General features: G+C 72.5%; 14 protein-coding genes. 9 read left to right on the top strand and 5 right to left on the bottom strand.

The window, feature by feature from the left end:
• Positions 1-22 precede the first annotated feature (22 nt).
• On the top strand, positions 23-1,138 hold the full coding sequence (locus tag ACZ53N_RS16705; protein ID WP_469141574.1) for an alpha/beta hydrolase: 1,116 nt from the start codon (positions 23-25) through the stop codon (positions 1,136-1,138).
• An 87-nt stretch (positions 1,139-1,225) separates the two neighbouring features.
• Here the strand turns inward: ACZ53N_RS16705 and ACZ53N_RS16710 are convergent, their stop codons facing one another.
• Positions 1,226-2,344 (bottom strand): C40 family peptidase, encoded by a 1,119-nt coding sequence (locus tag ACZ53N_RS16710; RefSeq protein ID WP_469141575.1) that lies wholly within the window; start codon positions 2,342-2,344, stop codon positions 1,226-1,228.
• 276 nt (positions 2,345-2,620) lie between these two features.
• Between ACZ53N_RS16710 and ACZ53N_RS16715 the strand changes: the two genes are divergently transcribed.
• Together ACZ53N_RS16715 and pcrA are read left to right on the top strand one after the other, a co-directional pair.
• A complete protein-coding gene (locus ACZ53N_RS16715; protein ID WP_469141576.1) occupies positions 2,621-2,974 on the top strand; it encodes a hypothetical protein in 354 nt (117 codons plus the stop codon).
• 145 nt (positions 2,975-3,119) lie between these two features.
• Entirely contained in the window at positions 3,120-5,585 is a 2,466-nt protein-coding gene (gene pcrA, locus ACZ53N_RS16720; RefSeq protein ID WP_469141577.1) for a DNA helicase PcrA, read from the top strand.
• Positions 5,586-5,710: 125 nt separating this feature from the next.
• Here pcrA and ACZ53N_RS16725 read toward each other — a convergent pair whose 3' ends face one another.
• Both ACZ53N_RS16725 and ACZ53N_RS16730 read right to left on the bottom strand, forming a co-directional pair.
• Entirely contained in the window at positions 5,711-7,270 is a 1,560-nt protein-coding gene (locus ACZ53N_RS16725) for a M23 family metallopeptidase (RefSeq protein WP_469141578.1), read from the bottom strand.
• Positions 7,271-7,492: 222 nt separating this feature from the next.
• Positions 7,493-8,374, bottom strand: a complete 882-nt coding sequence (locus ACZ53N_RS16730) for an esterase/lipase family protein (protein ID WP_469141579.1) — start codon at positions 8,372-8,374, stop codon at positions 7,493-7,495.
• A 378-nt stretch (positions 8,375-8,752) separates the two neighbouring features.
• Between ACZ53N_RS16730 and ACZ53N_RS16735 the strand changes: the two genes are divergently transcribed.
• The gene (locus ACZ53N_RS16735) at positions 8,753-9,160 is read left to right on the top strand and encodes a cobalamin B12-binding domain-containing protein (RefSeq protein WP_130879464.1); all 408 of its coding nucleotides are present in this window, start codon (positions 8,753-8,755) and stop codon (positions 9,158-9,160) included.
• Positions 9,161-9,292: 132 nt separating this feature from the next.
• Here ACZ53N_RS16735 and ACZ53N_RS16740 read toward each other — a convergent pair whose 3' ends face one another.
• Positions 9,293-10,885, bottom strand: a complete 1,593-nt coding sequence (locus ACZ53N_RS16740; RefSeq protein WP_469141580.1) for a DUF5691 domain-containing protein — start codon at positions 10,883-10,885, stop codon at positions 9,293-9,295.
• Positions 10,886-11,049: 164 nt separating this feature from the next.
• Complete coding sequence (locus ACZ53N_RS16745; RefSeq protein ID WP_469141581.1) at positions 11,050-12,432, bottom strand: SWIM zinc finger family protein; 1,383 nt, start codon at positions 12,430-12,432, stop codon at positions 11,050-11,052.
• A gap of 127 nt (positions 12,433-12,559) precedes the next feature.
• Between ACZ53N_RS16745 and ACZ53N_RS16750 the strand changes: the two genes are divergently transcribed.
• From ACZ53N_RS16750 to sucD, 5 genes are all read left to right on the top strand, one after another.
• Entirely contained in the window at positions 12,560-13,660 is a 1,101-nt protein-coding gene (locus ACZ53N_RS16750; protein ID WP_469141582.1) for an ATP-binding protein, read from the top strand.
• Entirely contained in the window at positions 13,657-16,194 is a 2,538-nt protein-coding gene (locus ACZ53N_RS16755; protein ID WP_469141583.1) for a DUF5682 family protein, read from the top strand. Before ACZ53N_RS16750 ends, ACZ53N_RS16755 begins: the two co-directional genes overlap by 4 nt.
• The gene (locus ACZ53N_RS16760) at positions 16,191-17,504 is read left to right on the top strand and encodes a VWA domain-containing protein (protein ID WP_469141584.1); all 1,314 of its coding nucleotides are present in this window, start codon (positions 16,191-16,193) and stop codon (positions 17,502-17,504) included. The genes ACZ53N_RS16755 and ACZ53N_RS16760 overlap by 4 nt, the downstream gene beginning before the upstream one ends.
• A gap of 280 nt (positions 17,505-17,784) precedes the next feature.
• Positions 17,785-18,963, top strand: coding sequence for an ADP-forming succinate--CoA ligase subunit beta (gene sucC, locus ACZ53N_RS16765; protein ID WP_130880256.1), 1,179 nt, complete (start codon positions 17,785-17,787; stop codon positions 18,961-18,963).
• A 20-nt stretch (positions 18,964-18,983) separates the two neighbouring features.
• Positions 18,984-19,868 (top strand): succinate--CoA ligase subunit alpha, encoded by an 885-nt coding sequence (gene sucD, locus ACZ53N_RS16770; protein ID WP_362213222.1) that lies wholly within the window; start codon positions 18,984-18,986, stop codon positions 19,866-19,868.
• Positions 19,869-19,990 lie beyond the last annotated feature (122 nt).

Consider the following 19,990-nt stretch of genomic DNA (forward strand, 5'->3'; position numbering starts at 1 on the left):
GCGATCCGGAAACGAGAGCCCGATGAGCCTGACGGGTACGCCCTTCTTCCTGACCACGATCGTCCTGGTCGTGGTGGCCCTGGTGCTGCCGCTGGCCCTGTGGAGCAGGGTCGGCGGCCCGAAGGCCGTACGCCTGCTCACGCGGTTGTTCATGCTGCTCTTCGCGCAGGTGACCGCGATCGTCATGGTCTTCGTGATCGTCAACAACTCCAACGCGCTCTTCGACAACTGGGACGACCTGCTCGGCACCGGCGACCACGTGACCGAGGCGGCTGACCTCGGACCGGACGGCACCGGCGGCAAGTCGCTGGACCGCGAGCCGAAGGTGGTGCAGAAGTTCAAGCCCGTCTCGGACGGGCGGATGGGGCCCGGAGTCCGCGAGACGCAGCTCAAGGGCCGCATATCGGGGGTGGAGGGCGAGGTCTACGTCTGGCTGCCGCCGCAGTACGACGACCCGGCGTACAAGGACAAGAAGTTCCCGGTGGTCGAGGTGCTGCCCGGCTTCCCCGGCTCGGCGAAGGCGTGGTTCGGCAGCCTGAACGTCAACACCCAGCTCAAGCCGATGATGGCGAAGGGCGAGGTCGCCCCCTTCATCATCGTCGCCCCGCGCACCACGCTCCTCGGGAACGTCGACACGGGCTGCGCCAACATCCCCGGCAAGGTCAACGCCGACACCTGGCTGAGCGTCGACGTCCGCAAGATGGTCGTCGACAACTTCCGGGCGGCGGAGAAGCCCGACGGCTGGGCCGTCGCCGGCTACTCCGCCGGTGCGCACTGCGCGGCGAAGCTGGCCGTCGCGCACCCCGACCGCTACCGGGCCGGGGTGAGCCTGTCCGGCTACAACGACCCGATCGGCGAGCCCGCGTCGCTCACCGCGAAGACCCCGGAGCTGCGCGAGGCGAACAACCCCTGGAAGATGCTCCAGCGCGCCAAGACCCCGCCGCGCGTCGCGCTCTTCCTCTCCGGCGCGCAGGGCGACGGCTACCAGGGCGGCCTGGCGATCAAGCAGTCGGCGAAGGCGCCGACGACCGTTCACGTGTCGATGATCCCCGCGGGCGCGGGCGGGCACGGCACAGCTGTCTGGAAGCGGCAGGTGCCGGATGTCTTTCGGTGGCTGACCGGACAGATCACGGCGTAGGCGGTGCGGCGGTCCACATCGAGCCCGTCCGGCGATTGAGGACAACCGCCGCGCAGCGGTGGTGCGAAGTACGGCACGGCAACCGGGTCAGACCGGCCGGGCCGCCCCCGCGAACGGCATCTGGTCGACCGGGGCGATCCGCACCGGGGCCCCCGGGTGCGGGGCGTGGATCATCTTCCCGCCGCCGACGTACAGGCCGACGTGGCTGACGCCCGAGTAGAAGAAGACCAGGTCGCCGGGGGCCAGCTGGGACCGCCCGATCCGCCGCCCGGCGTTGATCTGCGTGTAGGTCGTGCGCGGCAGCGCCACCCCCGCCGACCGCCAGGCCGCCTGCGTCAGCCCCGAGCAGTCGAACCCGGACGGGCCGGTCGCCCCCCACACGTACGGCTTGCCGAGCGCTGCGTACGCGAAGGCCACGGCCCGCGCGGCGCGCTCCGTCGGGGCCTGCGCGCCGCCGCGGGGCGCCGACCGGCCCGCCCGACCCCCCAGGGGCACCGCGTTGACGACGGCGGCCGGTTCGGATCCGCTCGCCGCGGCCCCGGCCCCGGCCGCTTCGCCCCCGTCGCCGTGGAACTCCGCGCGCTCCTCGGCCGTGAGCCGGTTCAGGAGCCGCCTGGCGTCGTCGAGCTTCGCCTCGACGGTCCGCTTGTGCCGGGCCAGCGCGGCCTGTTCGTCCTTGAGCTCGGCGAGCCGGGCCGCCGCGGTGGTGCGCACCCGCTCCACGCCCCGCAGCTCGCTCCGCACCCGGGTGAGGGCGACGGCCTGGAGGCTGCCCGCCCGGTCGGCCAGCGACGCCCGTTCCAGGTACCGCTCCGGCGAGGAGGACAGCAGGAGCCGCACGGCGGGCGGGAGGCCGCCTTCGCGGTACTGGGCGGTCGCGAAGGATCCCAGGGCGTTGCGGGCGGCGGTGAGCCGCTCGGTCCTGCGGGCCGCCTCGTCCTGCAGCCCGTCCAGCACCGCGTGGGCCCGGTCGTTCTTCTCCCGCACGCCGTTGTACCGCTCGGTGGCCACCTCGGCCTCCCGGTAGTACTGGCTGACCCGTGCCTTGAGCTGGTCCTTGGTGGGCGGTGGTGTGGCGTTGCCGGTGCCGTCGAGTGCGGTCGCGGTGGCGACGCCCGCGAGGGCGAGGGTCGCCGCCGTCCGGGCGGTGTTCCCGGCCAGCGGGTACTGCTTGGGCTTGCGGTGCGACGCCACGTCGGTCGTCACTCCCTTCCGGAGCCTGCGGTGCGGTGATCCGGACGACGGTGGTCCGCGCGAGGGGGAGAGTGAGCGGACCACCGCCGTCTGGAGCAGGACGCTAAACCGCGGGGTCACGTGGATACGGGCTTGACCGGTAATGCCCGGAATCAGCTATTCAGTGACCGCCGGTGACCGTGCCACTCGGGCCCGTACGGAGGGAAGCGGCCAGCGTGTGACCGATGTGGCGATAGCGCCCTACCTGGCTGCGGTCGGGTGCTATGGCCCCGGCTAGGGTCGGTCACCATGGACGTACTGATTCACGCCTTCGTCGGCCTGCACATCATCGGCATCGCCGCCCTGCTCGGCGGCTTCATGACCCAGATGAAGGCCATGGGCAAGGGCGAGGCGCGCATGGTCCCGGCGATGCTGCACGGGGCGCTGACCATGCTGGTCACCGGTGTCGCGCTGGTCGGTCTCAACCAGGCCGACGACAACACCGTCAACACCGTCAAGATCGGCGTGAAACTGGCGCTGCTGATCGTGATCCTCGGCCTGGTCTACGTGAAACGGGACGACGAGAAGGTCCCGGCCGCCGCCTTCGGCACGGTGGGCGCGCTGACCACGGCGAACATCTTCGTCGCCGTGCTCTGGACGTAGCGGCACGTAGCGGGGCGGTCGTCCGGGGCGGGCGCGGGGGGAACGGCGCCGGCCGCGGACGTAGACGTAGGTCACAGCCCCGGGGCCGCCCTGCTCGGCGGAAGCGGGACCGGCTGTCAGTGGGGCGGCCTAGACTCGGGAGGCGATGAGCAGCCTCTTTGACGACAGCTTCCTGGCGGATCTCGGCCCCTCGGGCGAGGAGCACCCACCGCCCCCGGAGGAAGCGGCCCCGGAGCCGGTGCCGCACGACCTCTTCGGGGGCGCGTTCGACGCCCCCGTACCCCGTGACGCGTATTACCGCGACGGGGCGGCCCGGCCTGTCGTGGACCCGGTCGCCCTGCTGGAGGGGATGAACGACCAGCAGCGTGCCGCCGTGGTGCACACCGGCTCGCCGCTGCTGATCGTCGCGGGTGCCGGGTCCGGCAAGACCCGGGTGCTCACGCACCGCATCGCGCATCTGCTGGGCTCCCGTCACGTCCACCCGGGCCAGATCCTCGCGATCACCTTCACCAACAAGGCCGCGGGCGAGATGAAGGAGCGCGTCGAGGAGCTCGTGGGCCCGCGTGCCAACGCCATGTGGGTCATGACCTTCCACAGCGCGTGCGTGCGGATCCTGCGCCGGGAGAGCAAGAAGCTGGGCTTCACGTCCTCCTTCTCGATCTACGACGCGGCCGACTCGAAGCGCCTCATGGCGCTCGTCTGCCGCGATCTGGACCTCGACCCGAAGAAGTTCCCGCCGAAGTCGTTCAGCGCGAAGATCTCGAACCTGAAGAACGAGCTGATCGACGAGGAGGACTTCGCCGCGCAGGCGGCGGACGGCTTCGAGAAGACGCTCGCCGAGGCGTACGCGATGTACCAGTCGCGGCTCCGCGAGGCCAACGCCCTCGACTTCGACGACATCATCATGACCACCGTCCACCTTCTCCAGGCGTTCCCGGACGTGGCCGACCACTACCGCCGCCGCTTCCGGCACGTGCTGGTCGACGAGTACCAGGACACCAACCACGCGCAGTACACCTTGGTGCGCGAGCTGGTGGGCACCGCGGAGAACGCCCCCGAGGAGGGCGTCGCCGAGCTGTGCGTCGTGGGTGACGCAGACCAGTCGATCTACGCCTTCCGCGGCGCCACGATCCGCAACATCCTCCAGTTCGAGGAGGACTACGCCGACGCCACCACGATCCTGCTGGAGCAGAACTACCGCTCCACACAGACGATCCTCTCCGCGGCGAACGCGGTGATCGAGCGGAACCAGAACCGCCGCCCGAAGAACCTGTGGACCGAGGCCGGCGCCGGCGCGACCATCACCGGCTACGTGGCCGACACCGAGCACGACGAGGCGCAGTTCGTCGCCGACGAGATCGACCGGCTGACGGACGCGGGGGACGCCAAGGCCGGGGACGTCGCCGTCTTCTACCGGACCAACGCCCAGTCCCGTGTCTTCGAAGAGATCTTCATCCGCGTCGGGCTGCCCTACAAGGTCGTCGGCGGCGTGCGCTTCTACGAGCGCAAGGAGGTCCGCGATGTGCTGGCCTATCTGCGGGTGCTCGCCAACCCCGAGGACACCGTGCCGCTGCGCCGCATCCTCAATGTGCCCAAGCGGGGCATCGGGGACCGCGCCGAGGCCATGATCGACGCGCTGTCGCTGCGCGAGAAGATCAGCTTCGCGCAGGCGCTGCGGCGGGTGGACGAGGCGTACGGCATGGCCGCCCGCTCGTCCAACGCGGTCAAGCGCTTCAACGTCCTGATGGAGGAGCTGCGCACGATCGTCGAGTCCGGGGCCGGTCCCGCGACCGTGCTGGAGGCGGTCCTGGAGCGCACGGGCTATCTCGCCGAGCTCCAGGCGTCCACCGACCCGCAGGACGAGACCCGCATCGAGAACCTCCAGGAGCTGGCCGCCGTGGCCCTGGAGTTCGAGCAGGAGCGGTCCGTCGAGGGCGCCGAGAGCCCCGGCACGCTGGCGGAGTTCCTGGAGAAGGTCGCGCTGGTCGCCGACTCGGACCAGATCCCCGACGAGGACACCGAGGGCACCGGCGTCATCACGCTGATGACCCTGCACACGGCGAAGGGCCTGGAGTTCCCCTGCGTCTTCCTCACCGGCATGGAGGACGGCGTCTTCCCGCACATGCGGGCCCTCGGCCAGACCAAGGAGCTCGAGGAGGAGCGGCGGCTCGCCTACGTCGGCATCACGCGGGCGCGCGAGCGGCTGTATCTGACCCGGGCGAGCATGCGCAGCGCGTGGGGCCAGCCCGCGTACAACCCGCCGTCGCGCTTCCTGGAGGAGATCCCCGAGCAGTACGTGCAGTGGCGCCGCACCGGCCCGGCGACACCGTCGGCGTCGATGAGCGCGGTCTCCGGTCTGACGTCCGGGTTCTCGTCCTCGCGCGGTGGCGGCGGCGCCAAGGCGGGCCCGAGCGGTTTCGCGACGCGGCGCACCAAGGACCGTCCGGTGGTGGCCCTCGCCATCGGGGACCGGGTCACGCACGACTCGTTCGGACTCGGCACGGTCGTCGGGGTGAAGGGCAGCGGTGACAACGCCGAGGCGACGGTCGACTTCGGCGAGGAGAAGCCGAAGCGGCTCCTGCTGCGCTACGCGCCGGTCGAGAAGCTTTAGCCTGTCCGGCGGATCGTGGGGGCGCACCACCGCTGCGCGGCGGTGTCCGGGGGCGCCGGACGGGCTGGTTTCGGCTGAGCTCAGCCCGTCCGGGCGTGTCGGTTACGCCGGACGGGTTGTCGCGCTTACGTCGGGTCGAGGCCCTGGCCGCGCAGCCACGGCAGCGGGTCGACGGCGGAGCCGCCCGGCCGTACCTCGAAGTGCAGGTGCGGTCCGGTGGAGTTGCCGGAGCTGCCGGAGTAGGCGATGACGTCCCCGGCCTTGACCGGGCCGGACCGCAGCTTGGTGCTGCTCAGGTGGCAGTACCAGGTCTCGACGCCCTCGGGTGAGGTCACTATGGCCATGTTTCCGTAGGCCACGTTGTACTGCGTGCGGACGGTGCCGTCGGTGGCGGCCATGACGGGGGTGCCGTAGCCGACGGGGAAGTCGATGCCGGTGTGCGTCGACATCCAGTTGACGCCCGCCTGGCCGTAGTAGGCACTGAGCCCGTGCTGTGCCACGGGCAGCGCGAACTTCGGCCGCTCGGCCTCCTTGCGGGCCGCCTCCTCCGCCTTGCGCTTGCGCTCTTCCTCCTGGCGCGTCTTGAGGTCGATGCGCTCCTGGGTGCGGCTGGCGCGGCTGGCGAAGTCGTCGGCGCCCTTGCTGAGGCTCGCGAGCTGGGTGTCCAGCTTGTTGTTGGCCATGGCGGGCTTGATGGCGGAGGGGTCCGGGGCGGTGGCCGCCTGGGTCTGCTTGGTGTCGCTCTGCCCGCCGGTGGAGACAGAGGCGGCGGCGATGCCGGCGACGCCCATGACGGCGACCGAGGGCACGGCGACGGTCAGCAGCGCCTTGCGGCGCGGGCGGTAACCGGCCTTCGCGGGCGCGCCCTTGCGGCGGCTGCGGCCCTGGCCGCTGCGCGTCTCCTCGGGTGCGTCCTCGGGCCGGTCGTCCCGGCGCGGCGGTGCGGTCACCGCTTCCATGGTCCGGGTCTCGGCGTCGGCGACGACACGCGGCCCGGGCTCCGTGCCCGCCGTGGTGTCGGTGTCGCAGCCGGAGTCGAAGCCGGTGCCGTAGTGGGGATCGAAGCCGCTGTCGGAGCCCGGCGCGTTCAGCTCCGCGAGACCGAGGTCGGTCATGACGGTCGCGTCGTGCGGGGTCTCGTGCGGCTGTTCGCGCGTGGCCTCGTGGCCGTGACCGGGGCCGGCTCCGTGCGTGTCGTCAGGGGTCGCGTACGCGCTGGTGTCCCACGTCTGCGTCTGACCGCTCATGTCCCATTGGCCGGAGGTGTCCCAGCCCTGGAACTGACCGGACGTGTCCCACGTCTGGGTCTGGGGGTGCTCCTGGCCCGGGAACGCCGACTGGGGCTGGAACCCGCCCTGCGTGTGCCCGGCCGTGTCCCACTGCCCAGAGGTGTCGTACGAGCTGCCCGCACCCCAGGCGTTCGCGTCCCACTGGCCGGTCGTGGTGGTGTCCCACTGCCCGGTCTGCTGCGCGGCGCTGAAGTCCCAGGTCTGGGTCTGGCCGGTGACTCCCCACTGACTGGTGGTGTCCCATTGGCCTGTGGTGTCCCACTGCCCGGTGTCATAGCCGCCATAGGGGGCATAACCCTGCTGGGTGCCCTGCTGCTCATGCGCCGGGTAATGCCCGTAGGCATCGGGAGTGGGAACGGTCGGGGTTGGGCCCGCCGACGGGTGACGGTCGTTCACCACCACTTCCATTTCGCCTCGGCAGCAGGTGAATTAGCGGCGACTGTACCCGGCGGTACGGGACGGCGACAATCTTCGTCACGTTTCGATCCCTCGGGGTCCGGGCATTTGGCCGCCTTTCGGTGGACTGAACCCCGAGGAATAGGTTTGACGTTCGATATATGTTCGAAGTGATCGCCGATTGTGCGAGGGACCAGCCGGTCGGCCGGCTGGGCACCCGGGTCAGGCGACCGAGGACGTTCCCGTCGCGTCGGCCACCGCTTCCTCGGCGGCCAGCGCCTGCCGGATGCCGGCCGCGATCGCCCAGTGGACCGGCAGCGCGAGATGCCCGACGCCGCTCACCCGCACATTGCGCGCCGACAGATCCGGATGATCGATTCGAGCCGTCTCGACGGGGACCATGATTTGGTCCAGGTCGCTCCAGAAGGCGATGAAATGCGTACGGCAATCGGGGGCGGGCCGGGACAGTTCCGCGATGACCTCCGAATCGGGACGCATCTGCCGTACGAGGGGGTGTGCGGACATCAGGGGTGCCACGGTCGTGCCGCGGTGCGGAGTGCCGAGTGTGACGAGGGTGCGGACCCGGGTGTCCCCACCGAGCCGCTGGACGTAGTAGCGGGCGATCAGGCCGCCGAGGCTGTGCCCCACGATGTCGATCCGCTCCTGGTCCGTCCGCCCGCAGATCTCCTCGATATGCCCTCCCAGCACCGCGGCCGCCGTGCGGAGGTCGCCGGTCAGGGGCGAGTGGTTGAGGGAGGAGACCTGGGCCCAGCCGTGCCGCCGCAGCGAACGGCGCAGCAGGACGAAGACCGAGCGGTTGTCGATGAAGCCGTGCAGGAGGAGCACGGGCGGGTGGTGCGGCTCGACGGGCGCGGGCGTGGGTGCCGGTGCGGGTGAGGGAGCGGTTGCCGGTGGGGGCGGTGCGGGGGGCGGGGACGGGGGCGCGGGCGGTACGGGCAGGGGCGGCGGGCGGCGTTCCTGCGCCAGGCCGGTCGGATAGAGCAGCAGATGACCCGCGAGGATCAACAGCTCCCACACCGTGGACCGCACCAGCGCCGCCGAAGGGCGAACGAGGGTGGGGAAGAAAAAGGGCAGGGCCCCCATGGCCGACCTCCTGAACTGCGCACAGCAGGCGGCTCCGTCCCCCGTGTGCACTCGTGGCGGCTGCGCGGCGACGTTCGTCGCCCCGCCTGCCGTGCGGCCCGGGCGGGGCGAGTGCCATTGCGGCCGCAGCGCGGCTCCCGTCGCGACCACCGCGCCCGGCTGCTCGGTGGCCCGGGCGGCCGGACGGCCCACCGGGCGCGGAGGTGCGGGCGCGGTGTGTAGCGAACGTGTTGAACATGTTGTCCCACGTGTGATTTCCCCCTCGCTCTCCTCCGTGAAACGGCGGGGTGCGGGATGCTGGCGATAACGTTCGTTCACTTCCCCGGCCTCCGGGCCCGGGACCTCGGCCGGTGACGGCAGTCGTAGATGGAGGCAGTGATGGGAGTGACCGGTCCGATCCGCGTGGTGGTGGCCAAGCCGGGACTCGACGGCCACGATCGCGGCGCCAAGGTCATCGCGCGTGCGCTGCGCGACGCCGGCATGGAGGTCATCTACACCGGGCTGCACCAGACGCCCGAGCAGATCGTCGACACCGCGATCCAGGAGGACGCCGACGCGATCGGCCTGTCCATCCTCTCCGGCGCCCACAACACGCTGTTCGCGAAGGTGATCGAGCTGCTGCGGGAACGCGAAGCGGAGGACATCAAGGTCTTCGGTGGCGGCATCATCCCGGAGGCGGACATCGCTCCGCTCAAGGCGCAGGGGGTCGCGGAGATCTTCACCCCCGGCGCGACCACGACGTCGATCGTCGAGTGGGTCAACGCCAACGTCCGCCAGCCGGTGTGATCATCGGGCAGCACCGTTCCGCTTGACGGGCGCTCGGCCCCGCGCGGCGGGGGCGAGCGTTCCGTCAGGTGCCGGTGGTAATCCCCGAGTCGCTCGGGAATCCGCCCCGGCCGGGACGGGCGCACAAGGCCGCTACCCCGCGAGCTCCGCTCGCATCGTGGCGCGCAGCCGCAGTGTGCCGACGAGGCGTTGGAAGGCTTCGGACCAATAGGCGACAGCGCCGGGGGCGCCCGTGCCGTCCTGGGGGTCGTCGGGAAGGGCCGTCAGGACCTCCAGGCGATCGGCCTCGACCGGGTCGAGGCAGCGCTCGGCCAGGCCCATCACGCCGCTGAAGCTCCAGGGGTAGCTGCCCGCGTCCCGGGCGATGTCCAGGGCGTCGACGACCGCTCTCCCCAGCGGCTCCGCCCACGGCACCGCGCAGACCCCGAGCAGCCGGAACGCCTCCGACAGCCCGTGGGTGGCGATGAACTCCGCCACCCACTCCGCCCGTTCCGCCGCCGGCAGCGCGGACAGCAGCTTCGCGGGGTCCCGCCACGAGGAGCCCTCGGGGGCGGGCGGTGACGTCGCCGGGCCGAGCAGCGCCCGCGACCATTCCGCGTCCCGCTGCCGGACCGCCGCCCGGCACCACGCGGCGTGCAGGTCCGGCTGCCAGCCGTCGGCGACGGGCAGCGCCACGGCCTCGGCCGCGCTCGTGACCCCGAACCGCTCACACCAGGTGTGCAACGGTGTCGCCTCCACCAACTGGCTCAGCCACCACGACCGCTCGCCCCGCCCCGACGGTGGTTTGGCGACGATGCCGTCCCGCTGCATACCGCCGTCGCACTCGTGCGGTGCCTCGACGGCGATACGCGGCACGCTGCCCCCCGAGCGGTCGAGGCCGACGCAGGAGCGGGCCCGCTCGGCCATCCGGGCCGCGAGCGCGGAGCCGGGGAGGGCGGACAGCAGCTCGGCCGCGGTGGCCCGCACATTGCGGCTGCGGTCGGCCAGGGCCTGCTCGAGGAACGGTTCGTCGGCGAGGGACAGTTCCTCGCGCAGGGAGTCCAGGAACATCAGCCGGTCCTCGGCCCGCTCCGTCGGCCACGTCGTGGCGAGCAACTCCCGCGCACCGGCGGGATCGCGCCGCCGTACGGACGAGAGCAGGGCGACCCGCTCGGAGAACAGCCCCTCCTGCCACATCCGTTGCGCCGCCCCGGCGTCGGAGGGGCGCGTGCCAGGGGCGGGCGCGGGGCCGCCGCGCAGCGCGTACTTCCACTGCGGATTGAGCCGGGCGAGCCACAGGGCGCGGGGCCCGGCCAGGGCGAGCGCCTGCGGCCGCAGGTCCGAGCGGGCCCGGGCCGCTTCGAGCAGGGCGGGCAGCAACGCGGCGGGCGCTCGGTAACCATGACCGTTGGCGGCGGCCAGCCACTGGGGCAGCAACTCCACGAGGTCGGGCGCGGAACCCCGCCGTCCGGCACCGCCGCCGGGGCCGGCCCGGTCGGCGAGCAGCAGCTCCAGCCGCCGCCGGGCGGCGGGCGGCAGCGACGGCCGCGGGTCCTCGGGCGCGGCCTCGGGAAGCTCCCTGGCGGCGACCGGCAACAGCCCGGCGCGCCGCTGCACGGTATACAGCGCGGCGACGTCCAGCAGCGCCGCGGCGGCGTCCTGCCCGGGGCGCGGCGGGGTGGGCGGAGTGCGCCGCTCGGTGCCGAGCAGGGCCGTGGTGACGAGCTCGTCCCAGGTGCTGATCATGAGCTTGACCTTCCTGTGGAATGTGGCCTGGAGTGCCGCCGACCGCCGACCGCCGACCGCCGACCGCCGACCGCCGACCGCCGACCGCCGACCGCCGACCGCCGACCGCCGACCGCCGACCGCCGACTGCCGACCGCCGGGCGGCCCGGCCGGGTGGGGCGTCGTCAGAGCGCGACCGGCTCCGGCGCCCATGTGGTCAGGGGAGTGAAGCCCCGGTGGCCGCATTCGCCGAAGACCGTCACCGGGGAGCCGCCGGATATCGCCGCGAGCCGCCACAGGCCCATGCGGTCGCCGCACCGGGGGTCGACGGGGAGCGCCGATCCGCCGTGCGCGTCGGCCAACTGCCAGCCCTGCTCGGGGCCCGGGACCGGGGTCACGGCCGAGACGATCGTGGGCCACGCCTCCAGCCACGGGTCGTCCCGCAAGGCCTCGCCGTAGGCGCGGAGGGCCGCCGCGGCGTCGCCGCCCGCCGGCGGTGCGGGGCTGGGCGCGGGTGCCGCGTGGCGGGTGCCCAGCGCGGCACGCAAGGGCCGCGCGGCCGGGTAGTACGCGATGTCCGCGTCCAGGGCGAGCCCTGTGGGCAGGGACAGCTCGGGCGCCCGTCCGCCCGCTCCGTAGGACAGGAGCAGGGCCGTCCGGCCCGTGGACCGGCCGTGCAGCCAGATCTTCCGGGTGACCAACCGGCCGTCGTCGCTGTCCTGTTGCGCCAGGACGAGCCAGAGATCGCGGACAGGGGCGGTGGTCGCCAGCAGGGCCGCCGCGTCCGAGGTGATGCCGACCCGGGTGCGCACCGTCGCGGCCAGCGCCTCGGGCAGCCGGTCGAGGTGCAGATAGCCCTGATTGAGGGTGTGCAGCAACGCGCACTCCTCCAGCAACCGCGCGGCCCGGTCCGCACCGGAGCCGGTCACGGACGCCAACTCCCGCACCCGCGCGGCCAACCCGGGCGCCTGCGCGTCGACCATGCGGGCCGCCGTCTCCTCCCACGGCCCGTACGAGCCGCTGTCGGCGGCGGCGAGGCCGCCCCGCAACAGGTCGGTGAGCCGCTGCTCCAACTCCGTGGCCCCGGCGGCGATCCGCTGCGCGCGGCGCTCGGAGCGGCGGCGGGCCGCTTCGGTGTACACGGACGCCGGGCCATCGGCCGGTGGCTGTGGCTGTGGCTCGGCGGCACGCTCCGCGCGCTGCCGCCGCCGCGCCAGCCATTCCCCGGCCCAGCCGGGCGGCTCGGCGTCGGCGGGGACGGCGCCCTCGCCCTCCGTCCACAGCAGCAGCAGGCCCAGAGCGTGCTTGCACGGGAACTTGCGGCTCGGGCACGAGCAGTGGAAGCCGGACCCCCCACCGTGCCCGGACAGGTCCACGACCGTCCGGTACGGCTTGCTCCCACTGCCCGCGCACTCCCCCCAGACCGCGCCCGCGCCCCCCTCCGTACGCGCTCCCGCGGCCGACCACGGGCCGGGCGCCGCGAGCTTGGCGCCCGCCTTGCGTGATGCGGCGTCAGGAGCCAGCGCGAGCACCTGTTCCGCCGTCCAGCGTTCCCCCTGCGGATTCATGTCAACGAAGCTAGGCCCACCCACTGACAATCGCTCTGACCAGCGGTTTCGTGCTGGCGAGGCCGATTGTCAGTGGGTGGGTGCATGGTGGTTCACGTATCCCGGAACCGCACGACGAGGGGGACTTGTGACCGTGCCCGGAACTGAGACCGAAGCCCTGCGACCGCACGCGGAGGACGCCTTCGCCGAGGAGCTGAGGGCCCTCGCGGCGACCGACGACCGGCCCCGGCCCGAGCGTTGGCGGATGTCGCCGTGGGCCGTCGCCACGTATCTGCTCGGCGGCACGCTGTCCGACGGCACCGTCATCACACCGAAGTACGTCGGCCCGCGCCGCATCGTCGAGGTCGCCGTCACCACGCTCGCCACCGACCGGGCGCTGCTCCTGCTCGGGGTGCCCGGCACCGCCAAGACATGGGTGTCCGAGCATCTGGCCGCCGCCGTCAGCGGCGACTCCACCCTCCTCGTCCAAGGCACGGCGGGCACACCGGAGGAGGCGATCCGCTACGGGTGGAACTACGCCCGGCTCCTCGCCCACGGCCCCAGCCGGGAGGCGCTCGTGCCCAGCCCCGTCATGCGCGCCATGGCCGAGGGCAGGACGGCGCGCGTCGAGGAGCTCACCCGGATCCCGGCCGACGTGCAGGACACGCTCATCACCATCCTGTCCGAGAAGACCCTGCCGATCCCCGAGTTGGGCCAGGAAGTGCAGGCCGTGCGCGGATTCAATCTGATCGCCACGGCCAACGACCGGGACCGCGGTGTCAACGAACTGTCCAGCGCGCTGCGCCGCCGCTTCAACACCGTCGTCCTGCCCCTGCCCGCCACCGCCGACGCCGAGGTCGACATCGTCGCCCGCCGCGTCGACCAGATCGGCCGGTCGCTCGACCTGCCCGCGGGCCCCGAGGGGCTCGCCGAGATCCGGCGCGTCGTCACCGTCTTCCGCGAACTGCGCGACGGGGTCACCATCGACGGGCGTACGAAGCTCAAGTCGCCCTCGGGCACGCTCTCCACCGCCGAGGCCATCTCCGTCGTCACCGGTGGCCTGGCGCTCGCCGCGCACTTCGGCGACGGCGTGCTGCGCGCGGGCGACATGGCGGCCGGGATCCTCGGCGCGGTCGTCCGCGACCCGGCGGCGGACCGGCTCGTCTGGCAGGAGTACCTGGAAGCGGTCGTCCGCGAACGGGACGGCTGGAAGGACTTCTACCGCGCGTGCCGCGAGGTCTCCGTATGAGCGGGCCCACCCCGGTGCTGCTGGGCGTACGCCATCACGGCCCGGGCTCCGCGCGGGTCGTGATGGCGGCGCTCGACCAGTGCGCGCCCAGCGCGGTGCTCATCGAGGGACCGCCCGAGGCGGACGCGATCGTTCACCTGGCGGCCGACCCCGGCATGCGTCCGCCCGTCGCGCTGCTCGCCCACGCCACGGACGACCCGGGGCGGGCCGCGTTCTGGCCGTTCGCCGAGTTCTCCCCGGAGTGGGTGGCCATCCGGTGGGCCCTCGCCCATGACGTGCCGGTCCGCTTCATCGACCTGCCCGCCGCGCATTCGCTCGCGCTGACCCGCGCGGGCCGGGGCCCGTCGCCGGTGCCCGCCGACGACGCTCCGGGCTCCCCGGACCGGCCCTCCGGCCCCTGCCCGGCGCCCCGCCTCGATCCCCTGGCCGCGCTCGCGGCAGCCGCCGGGTACGACGACGCGGAGCTGTGGTGGGAGGACGCCGTCGAGCACCGCCGCGCCGGAAGCCGGTCGGGTGGCGACGCGCTCGCGCCCTTCCAGGCCATCGCCGAGGCCATGGCCGAGCTGCGCGCCACCTTCGGCGACAGCGGGTGCGACAGCGATACCCGCACCGACAACGAGACCGGCACCGACAGCGGATGCGACGGCGGATGCGAAGGGGGCAGCGACGCCACGCGCGAGGCGCACATGCGGCTCAAGCTGCGCGAAGCCCGACGCGAGTTCGGGGACGGGATCGCCGTCGTCTGCGGAGCCTGGCACGTGCCGGCCCTCACCGAGAAGCGGACCGTCACGGCCGACCGGCAGGCTCTCAAGGGGCTGCCGAAGGTCAAGCCCCAGCTCAGCTGGGTGCCGTGGACCAACCGCCGGCTCTCCCGCCACAGCGGATACGGGGCGGGCATCGCCTCACCCGGTTGGTACGGCCATCTCTTCCACGCCCCGGACCGGCCCGTCGAGCGATGGATGACCACCGTCGCCCGGCTGCTGCGCGAGGAGGACCACCCCGTCTCCTCGGCCCACGTCATCGAGGCCGTCCGGCTCGCCGATACCCTCGCGGCCATGCGGGGCCGCCCCCTGGCCGGACTCACCGAGACCACCGACGCGGTCCGGGCGGTGATGTGCGACGGCTCCGACGTCCCGCTCGCGCTCGTACGGGACCGGCTCGTCGTGGGGGACGTACTCGGCGAGGTTCCCGAATCGGCGCCGGCCACGCCTCTCCAGCGCGACCTGTCCCGCCTTCAGCGCACCCTGCGCCTCAAACCCGAGGGTCAGGAGCGGGATTGGGAGCTCGACCTGCGCAAGGACACCGACGCCGCGCGCAGCCGGTTGCTGCACAGGCTGCGGCTGCTCGGCATCGGCTGGGGAGAGCCGGTGCGCTCGCGCGGCGGCCTGGGCACCTTCCGCGAGACATGGCGGCTCCGCTGGGAGCCGGAGCTGTCCGTACGGGTCGCCGAGGCGGGTGTGTGGGGCACGACCGTGGTCGACGCGGCCACCGCCAAGGCCGAGTCCGAGGCCGTCGGGTCCGCGGCGCTCGCCGAGGTCACCACCCTCGCCGAGCGCTGCCTGCTGGCCGCCCTCCCGGACGCCCTCCCCGTTGTGATGCGCGTCCTCGCCGACCGCGCCGCCCTCGACGCCGACGTCGCGCACCTGGCGCAGGCCCTGCCCGCGCTGGTCCGTTCCGTGCGCTACGGCGATGTCCGCCGCAGCGACACCGCCGCCCTCGGCGACGTGGCCACCGGTCTCGCGGAGCGAGTCTTCGTCGGCCTCCCGGCGGCCTGCGCCGGGCTCGATACGGACGCGGCGGAGGAGATGCGGGGGCATCTGGACGCCGTGCACCGATCCGTGGCCCTTCTGGCGGAAGCGCCGGCCCCGGCCCTGGCTGCCTCCATCGACGATCCCACCACCTCGAACGGTCCCGCCGAGCCCGGCTCGTCCGGCATACGGGGGCGCTGGGCCGGTGTGCTCGAGGTGCTCGCCGAGCGGGAGGGGCTGCCCGGGGTGATCCGGGGGCGGGCCGCGCGGCTCCTGCTGGACGACGGACGGCTCGCCGAGGACCGGGCGGCCAGGCTCATGGGTCTCGCCCTCTCGGTCGGCACCGAACCGGCGGAGGCGGCGGCCTGGATCGAGGGGTTCGTCGGCACCGGCGGTTCCGGCGGCATGCTGCTGATCCACGACGAGCGCCTGCTCACCCTCGTCGACGACTGGCTCCTCGGTGTGCCGGCCGAGGCGTTCACGGACGTACTGCCCCTGCTGCGCCGCACCTTCTCCGCGTACGACGCGAGTGTCCGCCGCACGCTGGGTGAGCTCGTCCGCAGGGGCGGCGCGGCCGACGGCACGGCGGCCCGGGGCACGGGCGGCGCCCCCGGCTTCGGCCCGGACCTCGACCCCGGGCGGGCGGCGGCCGTGCTGCCGACAATGCGCTTGCTGCTGGGGATGGAGAGCGGAGGGGACACGGGCGGTAATCCGGCTGCCGGGGCGGGCAGGGACATCGACGCATTGACGCCCGCCATGGCGCGGGCAGGGGGAGCAGGGCAATGACGACGGCGACGACAGCGGCGCGAGCAACGACGGCGACGACGGCGAACGGGACGAGCGGGGCACCCGGCGCGAGTCACGCGAGTCACACGGCCGGAGAGAGCCAGGGCACGGATCCCGCCGCCGAGCGGTTGCGGCGGTGGCGGCTGGTGCTCGGCGGGGAGGGCGGCGGTGACGGCACCGGGTGCGCGCTCGGGGGCACCGACGCCGCCATGGACCGCACCCTGGAGGCGCTCTACGGCTCCGGCCCCGGCTCCGGCCAGGGCTCGGGCGCGGGCCCCGGCGGTGGTCGGCGCGCGGCCGGGCTCGGCGGGTCGGCCCCGCAGGTCGCCCGCTGGCTGGGGGACATCCGGACGTATTTCCCGACGTCCGTCGTCCAGGTGATGCAGCGGGACGCCATCGACCGGCTCGGGCTGTCCGCCCTGCTGCTGGAGCCGGAGATGCTCGAAGCCGTCGAGGCGGATGTACACCTGGTGGGGACGCTCCTGTCCCTCAACAAGGTGATGCCCGAGACCACGAAGGAAACGGCGCGGGCCGTCGTCCGCAAGGTCGTCGAGGACTTGGAGAAGCGCCTCACGGCCCGCACCCGGGCCACGCTGGCCGGCGCCCTGGACCGCTCGGCGCGCATCAGCCGCCCCCGCCACCGGGACATCGACTGGGATCGCACCATCCGGGCCAACCTCAAGAACTATCTGCCCGAGTACGGCACCGTCGTGCCGGAGCGCCTGATCGGTTACGGCCGCGCGGCGCAGTCGGTGAAGAAGGAGGTGATCCTCTGCATCGACCAGTCCGGGTCGATGGCCGCCTCCGTCGTCTACGCCTCGGTCTTCGGTGCCGTCCTCGCCTCGATGCGGTCCCTCGACACCCGCCTGGTCGTCTTCGACACCGCTGTCGTGGACCTCACCGACCAGCTGTCCGATCCTGTGGACGTGCTGTTCGGTACGCAGCTCGGCGGTGGCACGGACATCAACCGCGCTCTCGCCTACTGCCAGTCGCGGATCACCCGGCCGGCCGAGACCGTCGTCGTCCTCATCAGTGATCTCTACGAGGGCGGCATCCGGAACGAGATGCTCAAGCGGGTCGCGGCCATGAAGGCGGCGGGGGTCCGGTTCGTCACGCTGCTCGCGCTGTCCGACGAGGGCGCCCCCGCGTATGACCGTGATCACGCGGCGGCGCTGGCCGCCCTCGGGGCGCCCGCGTTCGCCTGTACGCCCGATCTCTTCCCGGAGGTCATGGCGGCGGCCCTGGAGAAGAGGCCGCTGCCCGTGCCCGAATCCTTTGCCCCGCACGGCGGATCGGGGGCGGCGGGCTGACGAAGACGCGCGGTGTCGGCGGGCGGTGCGTGCCGCCGCCGGTCGGACCCCTGTATACCCATATGAGTACGGGCGCTGTCGCGATCTGTGAGCGTAATCACGGCCTGAGTGTGACCTGCGATTTAGGGACCTCCCTCCCTCGGGGATAACCTGCGAGACGGACATGCCGCGTCAACGGTGAACGTGTGCCGCCCTCGTCAAAGATCGCGTCGTCACGCTGCCTGCGGCACGCCCGCGCAGACAACGAACCGCGATATCCATGGAAAAGGGACTGACGCGCGTGGACCTGTTCGAGTACCAGGCGAGGGACCTCTTCGCCAAGCACGGTGTACCGGTGCTGGCCGGTGAAGTCATCGACACGCCTGAGGCGGCGCGCGAGGCCACCGAGAAGCTGGGCGGCCGTTCGGTCGTCAAGGCGCAGGTGAAGGTCGGCGGCCGCGGTAAGGCCGGCGGCGTGAAGCTTGCTGCCACCCCGGACGAGGCCGTCGCTCGCGCGACGGACATCCTCGGCATGGACATCAAGGGCCACACGGTCCACAAGGTGATGATCGCCGAGACCGCTCCCGAGATCCTCGAGGAGTACTACGTCTCGTACCTCCTCGACCGCACCAACCGCACCTTCCTGGCCATGGCCTCGGTGCAGGGCGGCATGGACATCGAGGAGGTCGCGGAGAAGACCCCCGAGGCCCTCGCGAAGGTCCCGGTCGACTCCAACACCGGTGTCACCATCGAGAAGGCCCGCGAGATCGTCGCCCAGGCGAAGTTCCCGGCCGAGGTGGCCGAGAAGGTCGCCGAGGTCATGGTGACCCTGTGGAAGACCTTCGTCGCCGAGGACGCGCTCCTCGTCGAGGTCAACCCGCTCGCCAAGGTCGCCAACGGCGACATCCTGGCCCTCGACGGCAAGGTCTCGCTCGACGAGAACGCCGACTTCCGCCAGCCGGAGCACGAGGCGCTCGAGGACAAGGCCGCGGCCAACCCCCTCGAGGCGGCCGCCAAGGCCAAGGGCCTGAACTACGTCAAGCTCGACGGTCAGGTCGGTATCATCGGCAACGGCGCGGGTCTCGTCATGAGCACCCTGGACGTCGTCGCGTACGCCGGTGAGAAGCACGACAACGTCAAGCCCGCCAACTTCCTCGACATCGGTGGCGGCGCCTCCGCCGAGGTGATGGCGAACGGCCTCGAGATCATCCTCGGCGACCCGGACGTCAAGTCCGTCTTCGTCAACGTCTTCGGTGGCATCACCGCGTGCGACGAGGTCGCCAAGGGCATCGTCCAGGCGCTGGAGCTGCTCAAGGCCAAGGGCGAGGCCGTCACCAAGCCGCTGGTCGTGCGCCTCGACGGCAACAACGCGGAGCTGGGTCGCAAGATCCTTTCCGACGCCAACCACCCGCTGGTGCAGCGCGTGGACACCATGGACGGCGCGGCCGACAAGGCCGCCGAGCTGGCTGCGGCTAAGTAAAGGACGAGGACTCCACAACCATGGCTATCTTCCTCACCAAGGACAGCAAGGTCATCGTCCAGGGGATGACCGGCGCCACGGGCATGAAGCACACCAAGCTCATGCTGGCCGACGGGACCAACATCGTCGGTGGCGTCAACCCGCGCAAGGCCGGCACGAGTGTCGACTTCGACGGCACCGAGGTGCCCGTCTTCGGCTCCGTCGCCGAGGCGATGGAGAAGACCGGTGCCGACGTGTCGGTGCTCTTCGTGCCGCCGGCCTTCGCCAAGGCCGCCGTCGTCGAGGCGATCGACGCCGAGATCCCGCTGGCCGTCGTGATCACCGAGGGCATCGCGGTCCACGACTCCGCCGCCTTCTGGGCGTACGCGAAGGCCAAGGGCAACAAGACCCGGATCATCGGCCCGAACTGCCCCGGTCTGATCACCCCGGGCCAGTCCAACGCCGGCATCATCCCGGGCGACATCACCAAGCCCGGCCGCATCGGTCTCGTGTCGAAGTCCGGCACGCTGACCTACCAGATGATGTACGAGCTCCGTGACATCGGCTTCTCCTCGGCCGTCGGCATCGGTGGCGACCCGGTCATCGGCACCACGCACATCGACGCGCTCGCCGCGTTCGAGGCCGACCCCGACACCGACCTGATCGTCATGATCGGCGAGATCGGTGGCGACGCGGAGGAGCGGGCCGCGGACTTCATCAAGGCCAACGTCACCAAGCCGGTCGTCGGCTACGTGGCCGGTTTCACCGCGCCCGAGGGCAAGACGATGGGCCACGCCGGTGCGATCGTGTCCGGTTCGTCCGGCACCGCACAGGCGAAGAAGGAGGCCCTCGAGGCCGCGGGCGTGAAGGTCGGCAAGACCCCGTCCGAGACGGCTCGCCTCGCGCGCGCCGCGCTCAGCGCCTGATCCTTACGGATCCCCGGTCGTGGGGGGGGGGGGGGGGGGGGGGGGGGGGGGGGGGGGGGGGGGGGGGGGGGGGGGGGGGAGAGGGGGGGGGGGGGGGGGGGGGGGGGGGGAGGGGGGAGGAA

Source organism: Streptomyces sp. NPDC033229 (assembly GCF_055576875.1).

Excerpts from the sequence above, each read along its gene's own strand:
- ACZ53N_RS16705 (WP_469141574.1), top strand. The coding sequence starts at position 23 with ATGAGCCTGACGGGTACGCCCTTCTTCCTGACCACGATCGTCCTGGTC.
- ACZ53N_RS16745 (WP_469141581.1), bottom strand. The coding sequence starts at position 12,432 with ATGAATCCGCAGGGGGAACGCTGGACGGCGGAACAGGTGCTCGCGCTG.
- ACZ53N_RS16760 (WP_469141584.1), top strand. The coding sequence starts at position 16,191 with ATGACGACGGCGACGACAGCGGCGCGAGCAACGACGGCGACGACGGCG.
- ACZ53N_RS16755 (WP_469141583.1), top strand. The coding sequence starts at position 13,657 with ATGAGCGGGCCCACCCCGGTGCTGCTGGGCGTACGCCATCACGGCCCG.
- pcrA (WP_469141577.1), top strand. The coding sequence starts at position 3,120 with ATGAGCAGCCTCTTTGACGACAGCTTCCTGGCGGATCTCGGCCCCTCG.
- ACZ53N_RS16735 (WP_130879464.1), top strand. The coding sequence starts at position 8,753 with ATGGGAGTGACCGGTCCGATCCGCGTGGTGGTGGCCAAGCCGGGACTC.
- sucD (WP_362213222.1), top strand. The coding sequence starts at position 18,984 with ATGGCTATCTTCCTCACCAAGGACAGCAAGGTCATCGTCCAGGGGATG.
- ACZ53N_RS16730 (WP_469141579.1), bottom strand. The coding sequence starts at position 8,374 with ATGGGGGCCCTGCCCTTTTTCTTCCCCACCCTCGTTCGCCCTTCGGCG.
- ACZ53N_RS16715 (WP_469141576.1), top strand. The coding sequence starts at position 2,621 with ATGGACGTACTGATTCACGCCTTCGTCGGCCTGCACATCATCGGCATC.
- ACZ53N_RS16740 (WP_469141580.1), bottom strand. The coding sequence starts at position 10,885 with ATGATCAGCACCTGGGACGAGCTCGTCACCACGGCCCTGCTCGGCACC.